This is a genomic window from Coprococcus sp. AF16-5, assembly GCF_003479365.1.
In the GTDB taxonomy this organism is placed as follows: Bacteria; Bacillota; Clostridia; order Lachnospirales; family Lachnospiraceae; genus Coprococcus; species Coprococcus aceti.
On sequence record NZ_QUGZ01000006.1, the window covers coordinates 29,046 to 52,363 of the forward strand.

Here is a 23,318-nt window from a genome sequence, read left to right on the forward strand (position 1 = left end):
ACGGAATATGGATTACAATACGAATTATAATGCGGATTATAATACGAAAGAAAATGGAATACTTACTTTTAAAGACGGCCCATACGAGTATGTGCTGACAGGAGAACTCGGCAGAGGTAGTTCGTCTATAGTTTATGATGGATATTATGTCAACAACTCTGGTGTCAGGCGACCGGTTAGGATCAGGGAAATGCAGTATAAAACTGAAGAAGAAAGACGACATTTACGATGTACTTTTGACTTGAACAACAGCCTGTTTGATACTGATGGACTTACAAATCGCATAGTAAATACGTATGAAATCTATGAAAGAGAGAACAAAATATATATTGTAACCACATATCAGGATGGCACGACTTTGGACAAATGCCGATTTGAAAGAGTTCAGGATGCTATAGGCATAGTAAGAAGCCTTGCAAGAACGCTGAAACTGCTACATGACAGGGGATATTTATACCTGGATGTGAAACCGGAAAATGTGCTGGCACTCGATGGAACGCGGGACTGGGTTCAATTATATGATTTCGATTCGGTTGTCAGAAAAAATGATATTGAAGAATGCAGTGTAACAGGAGAAAGTTGTGCTGAGAATAATACATTAAGATTTACTCCAAAGTGGGCTCCATATGAGCTGAGAAGTGGAGATATAGAACATGTTGGGACGTGGAGTGATGTGTATGGTGTTGGAGCCGTGCTTTTTTACCTTTTGTTCGGACGTGCCCCGGATGTATTTGACTGCGACGAGAATGCAATATATGACGCTGGGAAATTCATGTATAGATCAACGGTAGATTCTTCATGTCCTGTAAATAATAAAAAGCATTTCTACAGGGATTCATTTGCTATGGAACTTGCAGAATGTCTGCACAGAACTCTTTCGAGAAACTGGTCGGACAGATATCAGACCATGGATGAACTGCTCATGATCCTTGATTCTTTGTATGGGAATTCTGATGAGACAAGAGCATATGTTGTATCAAGTCTGGTGGCTTGTATTGAAAATGTAGTGGGGAGAACGGGAGAATTAAAGTTTCTTACGGATTGGTTTTCCGAAAAGACAAAACCTTGTATATTTGTAACAGGAATGGGAGGAATCGGAAAGAGTACACTGGTTCGGAGATTTGTCATAGATGTCAGAGACCGGTTAGATACAGTGCTGTATCTGAATTATTCAAACTCGTTTTATTCAACTGTATGTAATGACGATATGTTTTATATAAATACAGTTTGCAGACAGGCTGATGAAAACGAAACTGATTATTTCCACAGAAAGCTTAGAAAATTCAGGGAGTGCATATCGGAAAATTCAAAAGAAAGTCTGGTGGTTGTGGATAATGTTCCAGTTTTGGATAACAGTGATATATACCTGGATGATGGAATATCAGAACTTGTGAGGACAGGATGCAGGCTGATAGTAGTGACACGAGGGGGGATTATTCCGGAGTGTTATGACCATATACAGATTGCGTCATTTTCTGAAAGACGTTGTATGTATGAACTGATGTTGTCAAATATGCGGAATACTGAATCAAAGTCAGATGCTGATCTGTATGAGAAACTGGACGAACTGATAGACAGGGTGAATGGACACACACTCATGCTGATGATCCTGGCAAGACAGATAGACAGAGGGTATCTGTCAATTGACGAGGCGTGTGCTCTGGTTCGGAAACAAGGATTTACTGCACTGGATGTGGTGAAAACGGGTTGTACAATAGACAGCCGGAATGTATATGGGCATATGACAGATATGATCTCATCACTGTTTTGCATGGATGGTCTTACGCCGAAACAGAGAGGGATTTTGATGAGTCTGGCTTTGTTTGGGGACAATGGTGTAGATTTTAGAGATTTTTCCTGCTTTATTGATGCTGATGATGAGAATATGATAAATGAACTGGCTGATATTGGCTGGGTTGAACGGCATAAAAAATTTGCGCTTCATCCTGTTATAGGTCAGGCAGTACGAAGAGAACTTGGCAGAAAATGGGCAGATATGCGGGATGAGAAGAACATACCGCCAGAAACAGAAGAGCTTCAGCCCGTAAAAGCGTGCCTTGCCAATCTGATCGCTGATGATAACGTCGTGGTATCGACATGCGTGTCTGTTGCAAATTGCTGTATGAATGTGGATAACTTGCGCGATTCTAAGGAATATCTTCGTCTTGCAGCAAAGACAATTGTGATGCTGCCTATAGAAAGTGAACAATTTATACTGACTCATGGAAGAAGAATATGGGAAATGGCCAGACGTACAGACGAACTTATATCAGACCGGGAAATGGTTGAAGTGTGTGATAAGCTGGCTCATATATATGCAGATATGGGTCGGTATAGCGATACAGAGGAGATATTAGGATATCTAGAGAAATGGTCGGAAGGAAAAAGCCACTACATAGAAGGATTTGTCTGTGATATCTGGATGGATTATCTGGACACAATTCTTGACGGAAACTTTGAACCGGAGACAAGAGAAGGGAAAAAACTGTATGCTCTTCAGATGAGATATATGGATAGGGCGATAGCGTGCTACGAAAAAGCAGGAACAACTGATGCTCGGTTAAAGCTTGCTGCAGGTATCATTGCGGCAGCGACATATACAGTCAGATCCTGTTTTGGTGGAAATTTCACATTGCGAAGCAGAAAAAAGGTCGTAGATCTTCTGAACAGAGCCAGGATGATCATGACTCAGATAGATAATTCAGGGTTCGGTAGAATTGCAGATAATGCTGAAAACTGGTTATCGTATTACATAACTAAGGGCTGGTTCTATACATATATCGATGCCGATCCGTGTCAGGTAGACAGAAATATACACAAGGCATGGAAGGTTTATAGCAGAACATGTAGTTCAGAGCTTGATCTGATAAATTATATGCTTATTCCTGCAGCAAATATTTATATTGAACTTGGAGATAGAAATGAGTGCATTGCGTGGCTGGGTAGGGCAGTAAAATTATGCGAAAGGAACAGTGATCTGGATGCATACAACAGAAAGCGGGAAGAGCTTGAGCAAATAATCCGGGAGCTTTAGCACGATGAGGATGGCGGTCGTAAACTGACTTTCGGTAAGACATAATTATTAAGATAAATTATATATGAAATGTGAAAAAGGCACTCTGAAGACAGCTGACAGGCTGGATTCAGAGTGCCTTTTTGCACTGACAAATCCACTTTTAAAAATACGGTGGGACAATATCAACATCGAAGGCAGCATATGTTATGGACTGGCATCAATGTGTTGACTGCACGTAACGTGCAATTTTACAGTTAAGAAAATGTCTGCGTGAGGTGGTGATAAAAAAAGTGGAGACATTGAGGGAGTTGTGTGAACATACTGGGGTCAGCAGACGGGCGATTCAGGGATATGAAAAGGCCGGCTTAATGTCTGCGGCAGCAAGAAATGAGAGAGGCTATCTGCTGTATGATGCGAAAGCCCGGGACAGAGTCAGGATGATCAAGCTCCTTCAGAATCTGGAGTTTTCCATCAGGGAGATAGCTGAACTGGATAATCTTAGCAAAGATGAAGTGAGGAGAGAGGTTGATGCGCATATATTAAGGCTCAGACAGCGGAAAGTAGAGATCGATGAATACATAGATCAGGCATATGAGTTGATAGAGAAAATATCGTAAGGAGGAGAAGAACAATGTTTTGTAGTAAATGTGGAGCAAATATTTCGGAGGGGGCGACATTTTGTCCGGAGTGTGGAAATAGATGCGAGAGTCAGACAGGTGCTCGTATAATAAAGCTGAAGTGTAAAAACTGCAATGGAGATTTGGAAGTGGATGCAGATAAGGGAGAATATACTTGTCCATATTGCGGAGATAAAGAAAAGATACTTGACAGTGATGCGGTGGCAATAGAAAAACTTAAGAGCAATACATATAAAGAAATGGAATACGCCAGAATGGCAAATGAAAAAGAAAAGGAAGACCGCAACGAAAAGAGAGAAGAACAAAAGACATACAGAAAGAGCAAGTTTAGCAAGGTTACTATAGTGTCTGTGTTTATTTGCATTATAGCAGCGATTGGTTCATTTTCTTCTGGCTCGGTTTTATCGGGTATAATTGCATTGATACAGAGTGGCTTGCTTGCTGTGTCATGGCTTATGGGTATGCAGATTATAAAAGAAAAGAAAAAATTCATATATGTGGCACTTGCTATTCTTGCATTTCTGCTCGTGATTCCTTTTGGAGCAAGTCATAGCGGAGGACATTCATCATCTCATGAGAATAGAAAACTAAACTGGCCGGATGATGGTCTTGCAGCATATCTTCCTGCTCCGGATACAGAATATGGATACGTATTATCAAATGATAAAGATTATTTAAGTGCGAGTGCTGATAAAGTGACAGATGAAAAATATGCGGATTATATTGAAGCATGCAAGAAAAAAGGATTTGATAAAAATTCTTCAACGACATCGACTTCGTTTGAGGCTGATAATAAGGATGGTTATCATTTGGAACTTACACATTACTCGAGTGACTCCATGGATATATATCTTTCTTCGCCTGAAAGGATGAAAGCTAAGACGGAGATCACAACTGAAGCATCGACTGAAGAAAAAGAAGAATCAGCCACATCAGAAGAAGTTGAAGAGACAACTACAGTTGAAGAAAGTGAGCAGGAAAGTGAGGATACGGCAGATGAAGAAACCTCGGTTTCAGATTCTAGCGTGGTTGATCCCGACCTCAAGGCGTTTCTTGATAGCTATGAGGTATTTATAGACGATTATATTGAATTTATGGAGAAATATGAGAATTCAGATGACACGGTGAGCATGCTCGCAGACTATGCAGATTATGCGAGCAAATATGCAGATTTTGTCAGTAAAGCAGATGCGTATGATGCTGATAAAATGTCACCAGTTGATTCGGCATATTATCTTGAGGTTATGACTAGATGCAATACCAAGCTGGCGAAAGCAGCTTTATAGCATTATGTTACAAGTGTAATTATAGGTGTTAATTATATATAGATAAAAGAAAAAAGTTCCATTATAATTGTATCGAATCAGTGAAATAAGGACGGTACACTATAATGGAACTTTTTGATATATGCGATGAACAGGGCAACCCTACCGGAGACATAGTGGAGAGGAGCGAGGCACATGCAAAAGGCATATGCCACAGGACTGCCCATATCTGGATAGCGAAGAAAGAGAATGGCAGGTATAAGGTCCTTCTGCAGAAGAGGGCTATGAATAAGGATTCATTTCCTGGAAGGTATGACACTTCCTCTGCCGGACATATACAGGCAGGCGATGAACCGATGGAGTCGGCACTCAGAGAACTGGGTGAGGAGTTGGGCATAAATGCAAAAAATGAAGACCTCGATTTTGCGGGAACATTCAGAATACAGTATGAGAAGGAATTTCACGGCAAAATGTTCAGGGATAATGAGGTGGCATTTGTGTTCGTGTACCAGAAACCGGTGGACATAGCAGACCTGACGATCCAGAAGGAAGAGCTGGACGGCGTGAGCTGGTTTGATCTGGAGGAAACCTATGAGGCATGTAAGAACCATGACCAGAAGTTTTGTGTGCCAATTGGAGGGCTTGAGACGGTGCGAAGATACCTGGATGGCAAATAGAGATAACTTTCAAAAATAGGTTGCCAGACTAGTTAGTTTGTGCTAACATGACATGTGTTATGGAAAATGACAAGCGCAGTGAAACGATAGAAAAACTGAAAAAAGCCGGTAAAGAGGAATTCCTTAAAAATGGTTACCAGAGGGCAAGCCTCAGAAAGATATGCAAGAGTGCGGGAGTTACAACCGGAGCTTTCTACTTTTCATTTGAGAGCAAGGAGGCTCTGTTCAAGGCGATACTCGAACCGCTTATGAATCAGTATGAAGCCATGCTTGGAGAACTTATGAAGGGGGAGATTGAGAACCCCGCCACGGGCGTAGATGCAGATAAGTTCATGATGCAATTCCTTCTGGCACACAGGGAAGAGGTAATGATCATCATGCATGGCGCTGACGGCAGCTGCTATGAGAATTATCATCAGAGGGTTGAGGAGTTCATGAGACATTCATTTGCGGCATATTACAGGTCACAGCTTGGATGCGAGCCGGATGAGGCTTTGGTTCGCGTGCTGGCGAAGATGCGGCTTGAAGGAGCCATGGCGATACTGAACGAGGATGTAGACGTGGAGAAGAAAATGTATCTGACAGAAAAGATCGGCATTCATGCCACAGGCGGTACAGAAAAGTTGATAGAGAGTTTAAAGAAAGAGGTTCATCGATGATGAACCTCTTATTTTTACGAACATAACAAAACATGACAAATGTTATATTTTATGTAAACGCCGCGCGAAACGCCTTTCATGTATTTGCACAATTAAAAAGCAGGAGGAAATGAGAAAATGGTTAGCACACAGAACAGCACAGCAGACAGGTCAAAGGTGGACATAACCGGAGTTCCAGAGACGATGCTCCAGACGCTTTATGCCAGGGCGAAGGAATCGAGAAAGCCGGATCATGCCATATATGACGGCAAGGCTATAGAGATAGTGGACAGCCTGGATTATGACTTTTCACTGGCGGACAAGGATCTGGCAATGGGAAGCGGAGTTATAGCGCGAACTATAGTTCTTGATAAGCTTGTATCAGAATACCTGAAGAAGCATAAGGGTGCTGTGGTTGTGAATATCGCCTGTGGTCTTGACACCCGTTGCTATAGAAATGAGGGTAAATATAAAGGCTGGTACAACATTGATCTCCCGGAGACCATGACTGTAAGGGCAAAGTTCCTGCAGGAGGACGGACCGGTGTACCAGATAGCGGAATCTGCCATGGACGGCAAATGGGCAGACCTGGTAGAGTATGCAGGTGAACCTGTGCTGGTCATCATAGAGGGGCTTACGATGTATCTCACAGAAGCTGATGTGAAGAAAATATTCGACATAATAGACAGGAAATTTACTCATGCTACGGTGCTCGTAGAGACTATGGCTCCGTTCATGGCGAAGCATATCAAGGAGAAATCCATACATGGAAGCCATGCCAGGTTCTCCTGGGGCGTGGCAAATGGAAAGAAACTTGCAGCGATAATTCCGAAATACAGATACATAGAACAGCACAGTCTTGTAGAAGGAATGGCGGAGTTCATACCGGTGTATAAAGTCATTGGCAAAATACCATTTGTCAGCAATATATCAAACAAGATAGTAGTTATGGAAAAGTGATAAATAAAAAGTGTTGACATAAAGTTAAAAGCCATTTATGATACAGTAAAAATGCAAATGACTTGCAAATTCAAAAAAGAGGAATATTATGGCGAGGGAGTATAAAACGAGAATAAGTCAGGCTATAGAGGCATTTGCTGCAGAGAGGCAGGACAGAGGGTTTTGCGCGGCTGATGTAAGTGTGTATTTGGATGAGAATGGCATAGATGCGAATACAACAACTGTATATCGCAATCTTGACCGCATGGTTACCCAGGACAAATTGATAAAGTATCAGAGTGCTGATGGTGGTTCAAGTATGTATAGAATGGAAAAGGCTGATCATAGTTGTCACGAACACCTTCATATGCAGTGTGTTAAGTGCGGAAGAGTCATACATATTGACCGCGATACCATGAATCACATAGCTAAAGGAGTTCAGGAGAGGTATGGATTTATGATCGACTGTGACAGATCGTCGATATGTGGTATTTGCAAAGATTGTCAGAGGCGTTGTGGAGTCGCTGTAGTCTAAACTAAACGTGATTGTTACAGATGGGATTGTATCGTTACGGTCACAACGAAAACTATATATCCCCAAATTCCTACAATGAAAAGGAGGTGTGCAGAATGAGTAAAAAGAGAATAATGTCATGGATTCTTATAGTGTTCTTTGTATCGGGAGTACTTTTCTCTTATGGCTATATTGCGCGCAATGTGGAGCATGACTGTACGGGGCAGGAATGTCCTATATGTATGCATTTGCAGCAGGCTGCACAGTTCCTTTCAAATATAAAGACAATGTCAACTACGCCAGTGTTCCTGGCGTTCTTAAGTGTGTTCACACTTGGAGTTGTATTGGTGTATACCCACGAGTATTGTACCGATACGCTCGTTTCCCTGAAGGTGGAATTGCTGAATTGATTTAAAGTACGGATATTGACTGAGAATTGCGTCTGGAAATACATTTAAAGATAAGGGCGAATACTTATTATTGGTGTTTTTTGATCTAGAGGCAGTTTATTAAATTTACCCAATTATAGGCATCAAAATATGCCTGTCAATTATATCAATCAATTCGGAGGTTTATTGATCATTATGAAAAATAGAATATTTGGCCTTGTTATGGCATCGGTACTTACTGTTTCAGCATTTTGTGGCTGCGGAGCATCAATGACGGCATCAGATTCTGATCAGAAAGGAGGCAGTGCGCCTGAAAATGCGGCAAATGCTGCGGCGTACAGCATTGTATGTACGACTTTTCCTCAGTATGACTGGATCCGCAATATTATAGGCGGTGATTCCGACAAGTTTCAGCTTACTATGCTGCTCGATCAGGGGATGGATCTTCACAGTTATCAGCCAACTGCAGAGGATATAGCAAAGATAGCTGACGCAGATATGTTCGTGTATGTTGGCGGTGAGTCTGATGGCTGGGTGGATAGTGCCCTGAAAGAAGCGACTAATAAGGATATGAAGGTTGTAAATATGCTTGACGCTTTGGGAACTGCAGTCAAAGAGGAAGAGGTAGTTCCAGGCATGCAGGCAGAGGAAGAAGAGGAAGGCCCGGAGTATGATGAACATGTATGGCTTTCACTCAAGAACGCAGTGGCATTGACGAATGTGTTGGCGGATAATATCCAGGCACTTGATCCAGATAATAAATCTGATTACATGGAGAATGCAGGCAAGTACGTTGATGAACTCAATGATCTTGATGGAAGGTACGAACTAACAGTTTCTAAGGGAAAACGTCAGGCAATTCTGTTTGGCGACAGATTCCCTTTCCGATATATGGCGGATGATTATGGCCTTACTTACTATGCTGCATTTGTGGGATGCAGTGCTGAGTCGGAGGCAAGTTTCGAGACGATAACATTCCTTGCGCAGAAGGTGGATGAGTTAAAGCTTCCGGTTATTCTGACGATAGAGGGTGCAGATCACAGTATAGCAGAGTCGATAAAGAAGACAACAGATTCGAAAAATCAGGAGATCCTGACGATGAATTCCATGCAGTCTGTGACTGCAAAGACTGTAGCTGATGGTGAGACGTATCTGAACGTGATGGAAGATAACTTGAACGTACTTTCTCAGGCATTGAATTAATTGCTGAACAATAAAACAAATTTAGATTTATAGGAGAAAACAAATGTCATATATAACGTGCAAAGACCTGGCAGTGGGATATGATGGACGTGCAGTTGCGTCAGGCCTTAATTTCAGTATAGACAAGGGAGACTATCTCTGTATAGTTGGAGAGAACGGAGCGGGAAAGAGTACCTTGGTAAAAACTCTGCTTGGCCTGTTGAAACCGGTTTCAGGAGAGATAAAGTTTGGCGATGGTTTGACATCGCGTGATATAGGCTATCTGCCGCAGCAGACACCTGTGCAGAAGGATTTCCCTGCGACTGTATGGGAGGTGGCTTTGTCGGGAACGCTGCCTAAGTGCGGAGCACGTCCTTTTTATGGCAGAAAGGAAAAGCAGCTTGCACAATCTCAACTTGAACGACTTGGAATATGGGATATACGCAGGAAATGTTACAGGCATTTGTCGGGAGGACAGCAGCAGCGCGTCCTTCTGGCGAGAGCTCTGTGTGCAACTGAGAACCTTCTTCTGCTTGACGAACCGGTAACTGGCCTTGATCCTGTCGCAACGGCACAGTTCTATCAGATGATACAGCAGTTAAATGAAAATGGTGTGGCAGTGATCATGATATCACATGATCTGAGGGCAATAGATTGCGCCAGACATGTGCTTCATATGAATCATGGGGGCTCGTTCTGGGGCAGCAGAGAGGAATATAAGAACAGCAGATATTGGAACATCATTTCGGTAGAATATGAGAAAGGTGGTGGACAGAGTGCAGCTTGTTGATAAGTTAATTTACTATATGCAGTATCCATTTGTTAAGTATGCTCTTGTGGTTGGTATTCTTATAGCTTTGTGTTCGTCACTTTTTGGTGCAACATTGGTTCTTAAAAGATTTTCATTTATCGGCGATGGACTTTCGCATGTTGCATTTGGAGCAATGGCGGTAGGATCTGTTCTGAAACTGACAAACAACACGATTATAGTGATGCCGGTGACTGTGGCTGCTGCAATTCTCATACTTATGTCGGGACAAAATGCGAAGCTTAAGGGAGATGCCGCGATAGCTATGATGTCTGTCGGTGCTTTAGCCGTAGGTTATCTGATAATGAATGTATTTTCCACGTCAGCAAATGTATCGGGGGATGTGTGCTCTACGTTGTTTGGTTCAACCTCAATACTTACATTGACTATGGGAGAAGTGTGGCTGTGTATAGTTATGTCAATATGTGTAATAGCGTTTTTCTGTTTGTTCTACAACAGGATATTTGCAGTCACATTTGACGAGAGTTTTACCAGGGCAATCGGGAAAAATGCAGGGGCATATAATCTGGCGCTGGCGGTGATAATCGCTGTGATAATAGTGCTTGCAATGAATCTGGTGGGCTCCCTGCTCATCACGGCGCTTCTGGTATTCCCTGCACTTTCGGCAATGAGAGTTATGTATAGTTTCAGGTCAGTGGTATTATATTCGGCTGTATTGTCAGTTGTGGGAACTTTGACCGGCATGCTGGTATCTATATTATTTTCAACACCGGTAGGATCTACGATCGTTGCATGCGATATGGTTATATTTGCATTTAACAGTATAGCAGGGAAAGTGATGAGGAGATAAGAATATGTATATGAATAGAAATAGAAGAATGCATGGATGCAGACACAGATTTAAGCGATTGATTATGTCAATATTGGTGCTGAGTATGTTGCTGACTGTCACAGGCTGTGGTGGAGCATCTCAGACTGCGGGCAGTCGTTTGAACACACAGAATGCAGTGGATAAGGTGCTTAATCAGAAAACAGGCGATGGTGATGTGGAAAGCAAGTCGTCGGCGGGAGCCACAACAGAGACGACGACCACAACAGAGACGACGATCACAACAGAGATGCAAACCACGACAGAGACAGAATCCGCATCTGTAACTGAGGCGACATCAGAACCAACATATGGGCAGGTCGTGAATGGAGACAGCTCAGTTATAGCGCAATACAAGTCTGAGGGTGTGGATGTGGATCTCACACTTATGGGAAGCGATCTTGTATATGCGACGGTATATCAGATGATGTCAAAACCTGAGGAATATGAGGGCAAGACGATAAGGATAGAAGGAAAGTATTATGCATCCTATTATCCAATAACCGACAAATATTATAATTATTGTCTCATAGCCGACGCTCTGGCATGCTGCAGTCAGGGGCTTGAATTTGAACTTGGTGGAGGTGCAGTATATCCAGGCGATTACCCGGCGGACCAGAGTGAGGTGATCGTTACGGGAGTATTTGAAACCTACACAGAGGAGGCTGGACAGACATTTTATTACTGCAGGTTGAGAGATGCAGAATATCAACTGGTATCGACAGAGAATCAGTAGAGTATAAATTGCATAACATTTTTGGAATCCGGGCAGATCAAAGTGCCCGGATTTTTTGAGTAAAAAATATTCAGAATCAGGAGGCACATAGCTGCATCAAAACCAGGAATCACATAGAAAAATATGGCAAAATGACGCAAATATACTAAAAAGCATTAAAAATAGCTAAAAAATGATAAAATTACTTAAAAAAGAATTTGATATATTGTAAAAACTATGCTAATTTTAAATAAAGGTAAATATTCAGCCGTGCAGGATAAGAACAGCGGATTCGACATGCTTGCATGTAAGAATCAGGTGTTCTTATCCTGTGGTGACTCGAATAGAGTCACCGCCCCATACAATGAGCAAAATAGCTGCGCAGCAGCGAAAGAGCACGGGAACCGTGCGGTTTTGCGAATGTATGGTCGGCTGAATACATTAAAATATACAGAAGGGATGTGATGAAGTGAAAGAGAAATACAAAGGTGTACAAAAACTCACAGACAATCCGTTCCTCAACCTCTATCATATAGATGCGGTTGACACGGCTGGAAAAGACTTCAATTATTACTTTGCTTCAAGGAATAAAGAGAACGACATCAAGATAAAGACCCACGATATAAAACCGGAAGGAATAGTTATATATGGAGTTAAGCTGGAAGATGAGCCGAAGCTGGTGCTCATAAGGCAGTACAGATACCCACTCGATACATATATATATGAACTTCCTGCAGGACTGGTGGATGGAGATGAGACTCCGGCGCAGGCAGCAGTCAGGGAGATGAAGGAAGAGACAGGGCTTACCCTTGATGTATATGAGGGCGGAGAAGAACTCTACAGAAGGCCATTCTATATGGGTCCGGGATTTACGGATGAGATGAGCAGTGCTGTATTTGGAACAGTTACAGGAACACCAAATCTCGACAGCAAGGAGAGCACAGAGGACATACAGGTCATACTCGCAGACCGAGGTGAGGTCAGAAGAATCCTGTCAGAGGAACAGGTGTCGCTCAGAGGAGCATACCTCATGACACATTTTCTGGCTGAGGGAGATCCACTAGAATTCCTGAGAAAATAGGAAGCGCTGAGCAGTGATTGCTCAAACAGCAGAACGTTCATAAAAGGGCATGCTAAATGAGAAAAAAGAAGGAGAAGTAGAAAGATGAGTTACAGAGACACATATGATTTTTGGATGACAGATGATTATTTCGATGAGGACACCAAGAAGGAGCTTGCAGCCATAGCTGATGATGAGGCTGAGATCGAGGACAGATTCTATCGTGATCTTGTATTTGGAACTGGTGGACTCAGAGGTGTGATAGGCGCGGGAACCAACAGAATGAACTTCTACACCGTCCGCAAGGCTACACAGGGTCTTGCAAACTTCATTGTGAAGCAGAATGCGCAGGACAAGGGCGTGGCAATAGCATACGATTCAAGAAAGTATTCTCCAGAGTTTGCAGCAGAAGCAGCTCTCTGCCTGTGTGCAAATGGAATCAAGTCATATCTCTTTGAGTCACTCAGACCTACACCTGAGCTTTCATATGCAGTCAGAAAGCTTGGATGTACAGCAGGTATAGTTATAACAGCCAGCCACAATCCACCAGAGTACAACGGTTACAAGGTATACTGGGAGGATGGCGCGCAGATCACAGCTCCAAAGGACAGAGAGATCATCGCAGAGGTTAAGGCTGTAACAGATTTCCATACAGTAAAGACCATGGATAAGCAGGAGGCGCTTGACAAGGGCCTTCTCACTATCATAGGTGCCGAGATAGATGACGCGTATATGGAGGAACTCAAGAAGCAGATCATTCATCCTGAGATCATCAAGGAGCAGTCAGAGAACATCAAGATCGTATACACACCGTTCCACGGAACCGGTCTTGTACCTGTAAAGAGAGTCCTGTCCGAGCTTGGTTTCAAAAACGTATACATTGTTCCTGAGCAGGAACTTCCAGACCCTGAGTTCACAACGCTTGAGTATCCAAACCCAGAGGATCCAAAGGCATTTGAGCTTGCCCTCAAGCTGGCAAAGGAGAAGAATGCGGACATAGTTCTCGCTACAGATCCTGATGCAGACCGTCTTGGAATATACGCACTCGATACAAAGACAGGCAAGTATATGCCATTTACAGGAAATATGTCAGGACTTATAATCGCTGAATACCAGTTCAGAGAGAGAACAAAATGCGGTCTCATGCCAAAGAATCCGGCCATGGTCAAGACTATTGTAACCACAAATATGGCTGATCCACTGGCTGCAGATTACAATGTCAACCTCATCGAGGTTCTAACAGGCTTCAAGTTCATCGGTGAGCAGATCAAGTTCTTCGAGCAGAATAATTCATACAATTTCGTAATGGGTATGGAGGAGAGCTACGGATGTCTCGTTGGAACATACGCAAGAGACAAGGATGCTCCGGTTGCAGTTATGTGTCTCTGCGAGGCTGCTGCATACTGCAAGAGCCAGGGAATCACTCTGTGGGATCACATGCTTGATCTCTATGAGAAGTACGGATATTACAAGGAAGGCCTCTACACAATAACGCTCAAGGGTGTTACAGGAGCAGAGAAGATCCGCAAGATCATGTCCTCACTCAGAGCTGAGTCACTTACTCAGATCGATACACTCAAAGTTCTCAAGGTTCGTGATTACGAGAAGAACACGATCACAGATCTTGCCACCGGAGAGGTCACAGAGTCAGGACTTCCACAGTCAAACGTTCTCTACTACGACCTTGAGGATGGCGCATGGGCATGTGTACGTCCATCAGGAACAGAGCCAAAGATTAAGCTGTACTACGGAATCAAGGGAACAAGCCTTGATGACGCAGATGCAAAGCTTGAAGCTCTCCAGACAGCACTTGTTGAGAAGCTCAACAAGCTGGCAGAGTAGCATAAGTATAATATATAGCAAATACAAAAAAGCGCCGTCTGGTCTGGTGACCGGACGGCGCTTTGCTGTCCTTATACGATGACGTCGAACTGTATGTAGTCTCCCTGGTCGGTATTTACCGTGTCGAGATATATTTTACCATTGTACTTGTCGGTCAGTTTTTTCAGATTGTAGAGACCGTAACCATGGCCATGTCTGTCTCCGGTTTTGGTGGTATATCCCGGTGAGAACATATTCTGGCGGAATTCGTTGGTTTTGACGGAACCCTTGTTTCTTGTTCTTATTTCTATCTGGTTCTGCCTGCTGTCCAGGTACAGATATGCAGTGCCAAATGGGGCGGTCGATTCAAGCGCATTATCGATCAGTATACCGATGATCCTGATCAGTTCATACTCCGGCATTCGGCTCTTCAGATCCCTGGATGCCACCTGGACTACGAGCTCCTTCTGATCCTTCTGTGCCTCCGTGATCTTGCTGTACACAAATCCGGCTACAACGCTCAGGTTGATCTTGAGCAGATCACAAATGGCCTCTGTAAAGGAATAAAAAAGGTCGGTTATATTACAAGTCAATTGCAGAAAATATAATTCTTTTAGTTAATACCGCCATAATAAAACGGCTGCAATATACATCTGCGCAACAAAGTGATATAAATTGCAAGATTAAATATTGAATTTAAAAACTGCTTAATATATTATACAAATAACAATAAATTAGCTAAAAATAGCCTAATAAAATGAACGGAAGATAAATTGTGGATAGATAAAAAGGAAAAATCTGTGTGGCCTGTGAGGTCAGGAAAGGGGTAGAAGATGGACGCAAAGCAGAGATACGAGATGTGGCTTGGCAGCGATCAGGTAGATGATGTTACGAAGCAGGAGCTCGTAAACATAAAGGATAATGAAGCGGAGATTGAAGATAGATTTTACACAAACCTTGAGTTTGGAACAGGTGGACTTCGAGGCGTGATGGGAGCGGGAACGAACCGCATGAACATTTACACGGTTCGCATGGCAACACAAGGAATTGCTAACTACCTGGCGAAGATCGGAATATCAGAGCCGTCGGCAGCTATAGCATTTGACAACAGAAACAATGCTTCGCTGTATGCGCTTGAAACTGCTCTCTGCCTGTGTGCGAATGGCGTGAAGGTGTATCTGTTTGATGCGCTCCGCCCGACACCGGAGCTTTCATTTGCAGTGAGACATCTGCACTGCAATATCGGCGTGAATATAACGGCAAGCCACAATCCAAAGGAATACAACGGATATAAGGTTTACTGGGATGATGGAGCCCAGATCGTATCTCCTCAGGATAAGGAGATCATTGCAGAGGTCAACAATATAGAAGATTTCTCCATGGTTAAGACTATGGACAAGGACGCTGCAATAGATGCAGGACTGTTGAATGTGATCGGTCAGGAGATCGATGACGCATATATAGGAGAGCTTCACAAGCTTGTCATGAATCCGGAGGAGATTCAGAAGGCGGGAGATCTGAAGATCGTATATTCTCCGCTTCACGGAACAGGCCTTAAGCCTGTTACAAGAGTTCTCAGCGAACTTGGTTTCAAGGATGTACATGTCGTTGAGGAACAGGCTGTTCAAGATGGTAATTTCCCAACTGTAAAGTCCCCAAATCCTGAGGGCGCAGAGGCGTATGCCCTGAGTCTTGAGCTGGCGAAGAAGGTCGGCGGAGAGCTGATTCTTGTCACAGATCCTGATGCGGATAGGCTTGGAATGTATGGATATGACAGCAAGAATAATGAGTATAAAGAATTTACGGGCAATATGTTCGGTGCGATCCTCTGTGATTACGTGCTGATGCAGAGATCCCAGAGCGGAAGACTGCCTGAGAATCCGGCGATTGTAACTACGGTTGTTATCACCAATATGGTCAAGGAGATATGTAAGAAGTACGACACTTTCTGTGACTGCAACAACCTGATCGGATTTAAGAATATAGCATCGAGAATGAGGGCTTATGAGCAGACAGGTGAACACAATTATGTGTTCGGGCTTGAAGATACATTTGGATGTCTGCCTGGTACATATGCAAGGGACAAGGACTCGGTTGGAACGCTGATGCTTCTCTGTGAGGCTGCGGCATACTACAAGAACCGTGGCATGACTCTGTGGGACAGAATGGTTGAATTGTGGCAGGAATATGGTTACTACAAAGAGAAGGTTCAGACCATGAAGTTTGATGGACGCGAGGGTGCTGCAAAGATACAGTCAATGATACAGACGCTGAGAGATAATCCGGTGCAGAAGGTCGGAACTTACAGCGTGGAGAAGATCTACGACTACAAGCTTGGAACAGAGACAGACGCAGCGACAGGCAAGTCCGAGGCGGCGGTGCTTCCAAAGTCCAACATGATATATTATCAGCTTGCGGATGGCGCATGGTTCCTTGTGAGACCTTCAGGCACAGAGCCGAAGATCAAGTTCTATCTCGGGGTAAAGGGAAACTCACAGGAGGATGCGGCAGAGCAGCTTGACGAGCTTGCGGTAAATGTGAAGGCGATGTTCTCGTAAAACGGGATGACTGGTAAGAAACGGAATGGCTGGCAAATAAATGTCAGCAGAAAATAGGTTAGAAGATCGCGGTAGCGACTAAAAATAATTACAAGGTGGAGGTAAAAAAGATGGGTTACATGGACGAATACAAGTTCTGGCTTGAGTCAGACTGCTTTGATGAGAAGACCAAGGAAGAACTTAGAAGTATCGCAGATGATGACAAAGAGATCCAGGACAGATTCTACAAGAATCTGAAATTTGGAACCGGCGGAATGCGCGGAATCATGGGTGCTGGAACCAACAGAATGAATATATATACAGTTACAAAGGCTACACAGGGCCTTGCAGAATACATACTTGAGGTTGGCCCTGAGGCTGCTAAGAGAGGTGTAGTAATTGCACATGACTGCCGAAATATGTCAGCAGAGTTCACAGAGGCATCAGCTCTGTGCCTCAATGCAAATGGCATAAAGACTTATGTGTTTGATGCACTCCGCCCTACACCGGAGCTTTCATTTGCAGTGAGAGAGCTTGGATGTATAGCCGGAATCGTGGTAACAGCAAGCCACAATCCACCTGAGTACAACGGCTACAAGGTGTACTGGGAGGACGGCAGTCAGATCGTATCTCCTCAGGATCAGGATATCCTGAAACATGTGGCGAATGTTGAGAGATACGAGGATGTCAAGACCATGGATAAGGACAAGGCTATCGCAGACGGCCTGTTCTGTATGGTTCCTACGAGTGTTGATGAGAATTACTATCAGGCACTCATAAAACAGACCATCCACGGCGATATCATTCCGAAGGTTGCAGACGATATCAAGATAGTATACACACCACTTCACGGAACAGGAAATGTACCTGTAAGGGAAGTGCTCAAGAGACTTGGCTTCAAGCACGTGTATGTTGTAGAAGAACAGACTGTTCCTGACGGAGACTTCAGTACAGTCAAGTCACCAAATCCGGAGGAACCATCAGCATTTGCCATGGGAATAGACCTGGCAAAGAAGGTTGATGCGGACGTTATCATGGCCACAGATCCTGATGCAGACAGACTTGGAATATACGTCAAGGACAGCACGGGAATCTGGAAAGACACGGAATTTGCAGATGATCCGGCATATCCATATGTCCGCTTCAATGCCAATATGACAGGTGCCCTGATAGCAGAGTATGTATGCCGTGAGCAGAAGGCAGTCGGCAAACTGCCGGAAAATGGTGCTATCTGTAATACAGTAGTCAGCACCAATCTTACAAAGGCGATAGCAGAGAATTATAATCTGAAATATATAGAGACACTCACCGGATTCAAGTACATAGGTGAGCAGATCCTTCTCTTTGAGAAGAACAACACATACAAGTTCATCTTCGGAATGGAGGAGAGCTTTGGATGTTTAGTAGGAGACTACACTCGTGACAAGGACGCTTGCGCAGCCGTTGTCATTTTATGTGAAATAGCAGCATTTTATAAGCTGCAGGGAGAAACCATCTGTAATGCCATGGAAGAGGTTTATCACAAATATGGCTATTACTTTGAAGGTGCGTTTGGGATAACTCTAAAGGGTGTAGATGGTGCAGCACAGATTAAGGAGATGATGGAGAACTTCAGGAACCATCCACTTACGAACTTTGCAGGTATCAAAGTTACCGGCATGAGGGATTATGTGAGCGGAATCCGCAAGCCGCTTGATGGCGAAGAGGAACACATGGGTCTTCCAAAATCAAACGTGCTGTACTATGAGCTGGAAAATAATGCGTGGTTCGCGGTTAGGCCTTCTGGAAATGAACCAAAGATCAAATTCTACTTTGGCGTGAATGAAAACAGCCTAAAAAATGCCATGTCAAAGATAGACGAGATGAAAGCATGTGTGCAGGAGCTTGTTAAATAAACAATCACAAAATATGGCAGAATTTACTGCTAAAAAAACATTCCTTCCATATACTACAAAATTTAACATGTAAATGCACTTTCCAGCCAATGCGCTGAACAAGAGGGATCTCGGCTTTGAGGCTGAGGTCCCTTTTGTAAAAGTAAAATATAGTTAAAAATGCTAAAAATCTGTTTAAAAATTAACTAAAAAATGCTACAATGTATAAAGTAACTGCAGTGTGTGGCAAACGCGTATAGGAGTAGTATAGGAGATTATATGCCAGAAAAAGAAATAGAAAAAGAAATAAAAAAAGAGAGAGAAATAGAAAAGAAAAATATAAAAAGTATCGCTGGACATATCATCGATGAGAAAACCGATGAAAAAGAGAAACGAGAGCCGGAGAGTGTCTTGGATGTGGATGAGCATATGTCTGAGAAACAGAAGCTCAGTCTTATGAACAAACAGCAGAAAAGGGAATATATACTGGAGTATTATGCCCCGAAGGCTCTGTTTGCACTTGTTGTTGTTGGCATAGTTGTATTCCTTGTCATAAAACATTTTACGGCGGAATCTGCTGCACTCAACATCCTTGCGGTCAACACTACACAACAGGAATCTGCGGCGAATGACAAGGCATATTATGAGGAATTCCTCAGTGAAAATGGCCTTGATGCGGAGAAGGAATATGTCAGCATAAGTACAGGGATCGGCGTATCAACTGATCCGAATGATGCCATGAGTCAGGATAGTCTACAGCTTATACAGAACAAATTCATGGCGAATGCGGTGGACGTGTTCTTTGCCGACACAGACCTTGTCATGAGTTTTGGAGAGTTCGGATATATGCAGGATCTTGATAAGGTGCTGACTGATGAACTGAAAGAAAAGTATAAAGATTCGTTTGTGTATGCAACGGTTATTGAAACGGGTGAGAAGATACCTGTCGGAATAAAGATCGGTGATAATTCCTGGGTGAAGGATACCGGTTGGTATGAAATGGATGTTGCAGTGGGATTTGGTGAGAATGCCAAGAATATGGATCTTGCACTTGAATTTCTTGAATACATAAGCAGAGAGTGATACCCATAAATAAAACGAGGAGACTATAGATACATATGAGCATAAGATATGATGAGGCAAACAGAATATTTGAACTTGATACGAGAAACACGAGTTACCGGATCGGAATCGTCGATGAAGAGGGGTTTGTCGGACATATATATTATGGACAGAAGATTCGTCCGCAGAAATGTGATCAGTTTTTGAGAACGTGTGAGGCTCCTTTTGTTCCGTCCAAGAATAACAGGGAGAGATGTTCATTTATGGATACATTTCCGACAGAGTATTCCGGAAATGGAATAGGAGACTACAGGGAGAGTTGTATTGCAGTAAAGACCGCAAATGGCAGCAGAACCGTTGATCTGAAATTTGTGGATTACGATATTGTAAATGGAAAACCGGGGATTAGTGGCCTCCCGGCATCATTTGCGGGAGAAGAGGAGGTTCAGACTCTCGTTGTCCATATGATGGATGGGGGATGTGGCATTGATGTTGACCTGATATATTCTGTGTTTGAGGATGAGGATGTTATAACCAGAAGTGTGAGCGTGAAAAATGCAGGTGATAAGGATATCAGGCTCACAAAGGTATATTCTGCATGTATAGACATGGATGACGAGGATTTTGAGATGCTCACTCTTCATGGCTCATGGGCCAGGGAGAGACAGATCGAGAGACGCCCGATAGCTTATGGCAAGCAGAGTGTAAGCTCTCTCCGCGGTGAGTCATCCCACCAGGACCATCCGTTTATGGCATGGATGACAAAGGGTACAGATCAGACTACGGGTGATGTATATGGAATGCATTTTGTGTACTCGGGTAACTTCATCGCACAGATAGAGAAATCACAGTTTGATTCCATACGCGCAGTCATGGGCATACATTCAGAGGGATTTGAGTGGTGGCTCACGCCTGGAGAGACGTTTACAGCGCCTGAGGTTGTGCTTACATACAGCCATGATGGACTTGGACAGATGACTAGAAATCTTCATGATTTTTACAGATGCCACATGATAAGGAGCAGATATCTTCACCAGAAGAGACCTGTCCTCATCAACAACTGGGAGGCTACATATTTTGACTTTGATACCGATAAGCTCCTTGCGATAGCAAAGAGTGCGGCAGAACATGGAATAGAGATGCTGGTCATGGATGATGGCTGGTTTGGACATAGAAATGATGATGCCACAAGTCTTGGAGACTGGTTTGTAAATGAAAACAAGATCAAGGGCGGTTTGAAACATCTTGTTGATGAGGTGAATAAGCTGGGGCTGAAATTTGGAATATGGATGGAGCCTGAAATGATTTCCCCTGATTCTGAACTTTACAGAAAGCATCCCGACTGGGCGTTTGCGGTTCCGGAGAGAACGGCTACATTATCGCGAAATCAGTACGTGCTTGATCTCTCGAGAAAAGAAGTTAGAGACTACGTGTATGAATGTGTGCATAACGTGATCTCATCAGCAAATATTGAGTATGTTAAGTGGGATATGAACAGACAGCTCACGGATATCGGCAGCGTAGAATTCACCGGAGACAGGCAGGGAGAATTGGCTCACAGGTATGTGCTTGGAGTATATGAGCTGCAAGAGCGCCTTGTTAACGATTTCCCAGATCTTTTGCTTGAGAACTGCTCGGGCGGTGGTGCAAGATTTGACCCTGGCATGCTTTACTACAGTCCGCAGATATGGTGCTCCGATGACACGGATGCCATAGAGAGACTTTCTATACAGGAGGGAACGGAACTGATATATCCGCTTTCGACCATGGGCGCCCATGTGTCGGATTGCCCTAATCACACAGTTGGAAGGAGTACACCTTTTATGACCAGGGCACATGTGGCTCTAGCGGGAACATTTGGCTATGAACTCGATATCACAAAAATAAGTGAAGAAGAACGTGCGATGATCCCTGAGCAGGTGTCTATGTATCATAAATATAATGATCTTGTAAGGGAGGGTGATTATTATAGGGTTGCATCGTATAGGGAAAATGGACTGTATGATTGCTGGATGGTTGTTGCAAAGGATAAGAGTGAGGCGTTGGTGACTTACGTTCAGGTGCTTGGAAGACCTAACGTACACAGTAGAAAGATAAAACTTTTAGGGCTTGACGTGGCTGCAGATTACAGACTTGACGGAACGGAGAAAGTGTATGGGGGAGATCTCCTCATGAATGCCGGAATGCTCATTGAAACTATGCGTGGAGATTATATGAGCAGACTGTATCACTTTGTACTTGACAATAGTTTAACCTAAAAATAAAATAAAAATTAAGTTATTTAACCACGTGAAAAAATAAAGTGAGAAGGACTAGTTATGGCAAAATCAGTAAAATTGGGAGACATAGCTGCCATTGTTGGCGTGAGTACCGTGACGGTCTCAAAGGCACTTTCAGATCAGAAGGGTGTCAGCGAGGAGCTCAGAGCACAGATCAAACAATTGGCAGATGAGATGGGATACCAGTCACCATCTGAGATCAGAAAGAAGACGGCAAAGAAAAAGTATAATATTGGTGTTCTCATTCAAGAGATATATCTTGGAAAGTATCCGTCGTTCTATTGGCAGTTATATCAGGTGCTTAACAAAAAGGCGGTGGCAAGAGGCTGCTTTACTATGCTGGAGTTTGTTTCCAGAGATAGTGTATTGAACGCTGAGATGCCTATGCTCTTGGAGGACGACAAGGTTGATGGAATAGTTGTTGTAGGTTCCATGGGTAAGGAATACCTGGAAAAGCTGGAGAAGACAGCCAAGGTTCCTGTAGAATATGTGGATTACTATGACAATTCGAGACCGATAGACACGGTTATAGCAAACAGTTTCTATGGAAGCTATATGCTGACTAATTATCTGTATGATATGGGACATAGAGATATTGCATATGTTGGCACGATAGGTTCAACGAACAGTATAACTGACAGATATTTGGGCTATATAAAGTCTTTGTTGGAGCATGATATTCCGCTCAGAGAAGACTGGGTTATTCCGGACAGAGATGTGAAGACGGGTCAGTTTGACGAGGAGAACTGTTTTAAACTTCCAAAGAATATGCCTACAGCGTTTGTGTGCAACTGTGATCTTGCGGCAGCTACGCTCATAAAGATACTCAATGCTGCGGGCTACAGAGTTCCTGAGGATGTGTCCGTTGTGGGGTTTGATAATTACATGTATCCTGGAAGCTGCGATATAGGCGTGACCACATACGAGATCAATATGCAGGAGATGGCAGAGAGAACCATGCATAAGATTATAAAAAAGATATCCAACGAAAAATATACTGATGGCATATTTGTCGTGGATGGACGAATCGTGGTAAAGGATAGCGTTGCCAGAATAGAACGATAATGGAACGATA

Annotated in this window: 20 protein-coding genes; 19 read left to right on the forward strand and 1 reads right to left on the reverse strand. The window is 43.3% G+C overall.

The genetic code is table 11. The features are described 5' to 3' along the window. Nucleotides 1-7 precede the first annotated feature (7 nt). The 14 genes from DWW70_RS12865 to DWW70_RS12930 all read left to right on the forward strand — a co-directional run bounded on the left by DWW70_RS12865 (nt 8) and on the right by DWW70_RS12930 (nt 14,512). The gene (locus DWW70_RS12865) at nt 8-3,034 is read left to right on the forward strand and encodes a protein kinase domain-containing protein (protein WP_118649986.1); all 3,027 of its coding nucleotides are present in this window, start codon (nt 8-10) and stop codon (nt 3,032-3,034) included. Nucleotides 3,035-3,306: 272 nt separating this feature from the next. After that, a complete protein-coding gene (locus DWW70_RS12870; protein WP_158576565.1) occupies nt 3,307-3,633 on the forward strand; it encodes a MerR family transcriptional regulator in 327 nt (108 codons plus the stop codon). A gap of 14 nt (nt 3,634-3,647) precedes the next feature. Next, nucleotides 3,648-4,940, forward strand: coding sequence for a zinc ribbon domain-containing protein (locus tag DWW70_RS12875; protein WP_118649988.1), 1,293 nt, complete (start codon nt 3,648-3,650; stop codon nt 4,938-4,940). A 104-nt stretch (nt 4,941-5,044) separates the two neighbouring features. Continuing rightward, nucleotides 5,045-5,596 carry an NUDIX hydrolase gene (locus tag DWW70_RS12880; RefSeq protein WP_118649989.1) on the forward strand — a complete coding sequence of 184 codons (552 nt, stop codon included), beginning with the start codon at nt 5,045-5,047 and terminating at the stop codon, nt 5,594-5,596. A 59-nt stretch (nt 5,597-5,655) separates the two neighbouring features. Further along, nucleotides 5,656-6,255: a TetR/AcrR family transcriptional regulator gene (locus DWW70_RS12885; RefSeq protein WP_118650040.1), complete on the forward strand. Its 600-nt coding sequence runs from the start codon at nt 5,656-5,658 to the stop codon at nt 6,253-6,255. A 117-nt stretch (nt 6,256-6,372) separates the two neighbouring features. Beyond that, nucleotides 6,373-7,194, forward strand: a complete 822-nt coding sequence (locus DWW70_RS12890; RefSeq protein ID WP_118649990.1) for a class I SAM-dependent methyltransferase — start codon at nt 6,373-6,375, stop codon at nt 7,192-7,194. 88 nt (nt 7,195-7,282) lie between these two features. Beyond that, nucleotides 7,283-7,708 carry a Fur family transcriptional regulator gene (locus DWW70_RS12895; protein WP_015534691.1) on the forward strand — a complete coding sequence of 142 codons (426 nt, stop codon included), beginning with the start codon at nt 7,283-7,285 and terminating at the stop codon, nt 7,706-7,708. Nucleotides 7,709-7,803: 95 nt separating this feature from the next. Further along, nucleotides 7,804-8,097, forward strand: a complete 294-nt coding sequence (locus tag DWW70_RS12900; RefSeq protein WP_015534692.1) for a hypothetical protein — start codon at nt 7,804-7,806, stop codon at nt 8,095-8,097. A 174-nt stretch (nt 8,098-8,271) separates the two neighbouring features. After that, nucleotides 8,272-9,279, forward strand: coding sequence for a metal ABC transporter substrate-binding protein (locus tag DWW70_RS12905; protein ID WP_118649992.1), 1,008 nt, complete (start codon nt 8,272-8,274; stop codon nt 9,277-9,279). Between the two features lie 43 nt (nt 9,280-9,322). Continuing rightward, nucleotides 9,323-10,048, forward strand: a complete 726-nt coding sequence (locus DWW70_RS12910; protein ID WP_118649993.1) for a metal ABC transporter ATP-binding protein — start codon at nt 9,323-9,325, stop codon at nt 10,046-10,048. After that, the gene (locus tag DWW70_RS12915) at nt 10,014-10,877 is read left to right on the forward strand and encodes a metal ABC transporter permease (RefSeq protein WP_055280263.1); all 864 of its coding nucleotides are present in this window, start codon (nt 10,014-10,016) and stop codon (nt 10,875-10,877) included. The genes DWW70_RS12910 and DWW70_RS12915 overlap by 35 nt, the downstream gene beginning before the upstream one ends. 10 nt (nt 10,878-10,887) lie before the next feature. After that, nucleotides 10,888-11,631, forward strand: coding sequence for a hypothetical protein (locus DWW70_RS12920; protein ID WP_147360151.1), 744 nt, complete (start codon nt 10,888-10,890; stop codon nt 11,629-11,631). 448 nt (nt 11,632-12,079) lie between these two features. Further along, the gene (locus DWW70_RS12925; RefSeq protein WP_117550306.1) at nt 12,080-12,691 is read left to right on the forward strand and encodes an NUDIX hydrolase; all 612 of its coding nucleotides are present in this window, start codon (nt 12,080-12,082) and stop codon (nt 12,689-12,691) included. 84 nt (nt 12,692-12,775) lie between these two features. Beyond that, nucleotides 12,776-14,512, forward strand: a complete 1,737-nt coding sequence (locus DWW70_RS12930; RefSeq protein ID WP_022216152.1) for a phospho-sugar mutase — start codon at nt 12,776-12,778, stop codon at nt 14,510-14,512. 71 nt (nt 14,513-14,583) lie between these two features. Here DWW70_RS12930 and DWW70_RS12935 read toward each other — a convergent pair whose 3' ends face one another. Further along, nucleotides 14,584-15,084: a sensor histidine kinase gene (locus tag DWW70_RS12935; RefSeq protein ID WP_243002957.1), complete on the reverse strand. Its 501-nt coding sequence runs from the start codon at nt 15,082-15,084 to the stop codon at nt 14,584-14,586. A gap of 240 nt (nt 15,085-15,324) precedes the next feature. Here DWW70_RS12935 and DWW70_RS12940 point away from each other — a divergent pair, with 240 nt between their 5' ends. The 5 genes from DWW70_RS12940 (at nt 15,325) to DWW70_RS12960 (ending at nt 23,308) form a co-directional block, all read left to right on the forward strand. After that, nucleotides 15,325-17,049 carry a phospho-sugar mutase gene (locus DWW70_RS12940; RefSeq protein ID WP_118649995.1) on the forward strand — a complete coding sequence of 575 codons (1,725 nt, stop codon included), beginning with the start codon at nt 15,325-15,327 and terminating at the stop codon, nt 17,047-17,049. A 110-nt stretch (nt 17,050-17,159) separates the two neighbouring features. Next, complete coding sequence (locus tag DWW70_RS12945) at nt 17,160-18,923, forward strand: phospho-sugar mutase (protein ID WP_118649996.1); 1,764 nt, start codon at nt 17,160-17,162, stop codon at nt 18,921-18,923. Nucleotides 18,924-19,181: 258 nt separating this feature from the next. Beyond that, entirely contained in the window at nt 19,182-19,985 is an 804-nt protein-coding gene (locus tag DWW70_RS12950; RefSeq protein ID WP_118649997.1) for a hypothetical protein, read from the forward strand. A gap of 35 nt (nt 19,986-20,020) precedes the next feature. After that, on the forward strand, nt 20,021-22,222 hold the full coding sequence (locus DWW70_RS12955; protein ID WP_118649998.1) for an alpha-galactosidase: 2,202 nt from the start codon (nt 20,021-20,023) through the stop codon (nt 22,220-22,222). Between the two features lie 60 nt (nt 22,223-22,282). Then, the gene (locus DWW70_RS12960; protein WP_022216158.1) at nt 22,283-23,308 is read left to right on the forward strand and encodes a LacI family DNA-binding transcriptional regulator; all 1,026 of its coding nucleotides are present in this window, start codon (nt 22,283-22,285) and stop codon (nt 23,306-23,308) included. Nucleotides 23,309-23,318: the final 10 nt, after the last annotated feature.

Bases quoted from the DNA above. Each gene is read 5' to 3' on its own strand.
- DWW70_RS12865 (WP_118649986.1), top strand. From the start codon at position 8: ATGGATTACAATACGAATTATAATGCGGATTATAATACGAAAGAAAAT.
- DWW70_RS12875 (WP_118649988.1), top strand. From the start codon at position 3,648: ATGTTTTGTAGTAAATGTGGAGCAAATATTTCGGAGGGGGCGACATTT.
- DWW70_RS12880 (WP_118649989.1), top strand. From the start codon at position 5,045: ATGGAACTTTTTGATATATGCGATGAACAGGGCAACCCTACCGGAGAC.
- DWW70_RS12885 (WP_118650040.1), top strand. From the start codon at position 5,656: ATGGAAAATGACAAGCGCAGTGAAACGATAGAAAAACTGAAAAAAGCC.
- DWW70_RS12890 (WP_118649990.1), top strand. From the start codon at position 6,373: ATGGTTAGCACACAGAACAGCACAGCAGACAGGTCAAAGGTGGACATA.
- DWW70_RS12895 (WP_015534691.1), top strand. From the start codon at position 7,283: ATGGCGAGGGAGTATAAAACGAGAATAAGTCAGGCTATAGAGGCATTT.
- DWW70_RS12900 (WP_015534692.1), top strand. From the start codon at position 7,804: ATGAGTAAAAAGAGAATAATGTCATGGATTCTTATAGTGTTCTTTGTA.
- DWW70_RS12905 (WP_118649992.1), top strand. From the start codon at position 8,272: ATGAAAAATAGAATATTTGGCCTTGTTATGGCATCGGTACTTACTGTT.
- DWW70_RS12910 (WP_118649993.1), top strand. From the start codon at position 9,323: ATGTCATATATAACGTGCAAAGACCTGGCAGTGGGATATGATGGACGT.
- DWW70_RS12915 (WP_055280263.1), top strand. From the start codon at position 10,014: ATGAGAAAGGTGGTGGACAGAGTGCAGCTTGTTGATAAGTTAATTTAC.
- DWW70_RS12920 (WP_147360151.1), top strand. From the start codon at position 10,888: ATGAATAGAAATAGAAGAATGCATGGATGCAGACACAGATTTAAGCGA.
- DWW70_RS12930 (WP_022216152.1), top strand. From the start codon at position 12,776: ATGAGTTACAGAGACACATATGATTTTTGGATGACAGATGATTATTTC.
- DWW70_RS12940 (WP_118649995.1), top strand. From the start codon at position 15,325: ATGGACGCAAAGCAGAGATACGAGATGTGGCTTGGCAGCGATCAGGTA.
- DWW70_RS12945 (WP_118649996.1), top strand. From the start codon at position 17,160: ATGGGTTACATGGACGAATACAAGTTCTGGCTTGAGTCAGACTGCTTT.
- DWW70_RS12950 (WP_118649997.1), top strand. From the start codon at position 19,182: ATGCCAGAAAAAGAAATAGAAAAAGAAATAAAAAAAGAGAGAGAAATA.
- DWW70_RS12955 (WP_118649998.1), top strand. From the start codon at position 20,021: ATGAGCATAAGATATGATGAGGCAAACAGAATATTTGAACTTGATACG.
- DWW70_RS12960 (WP_022216158.1), top strand. From the start codon at position 22,283: ATGGCAAAATCAGTAAAATTGGGAGACATAGCTGCCATTGTTGGCGTG.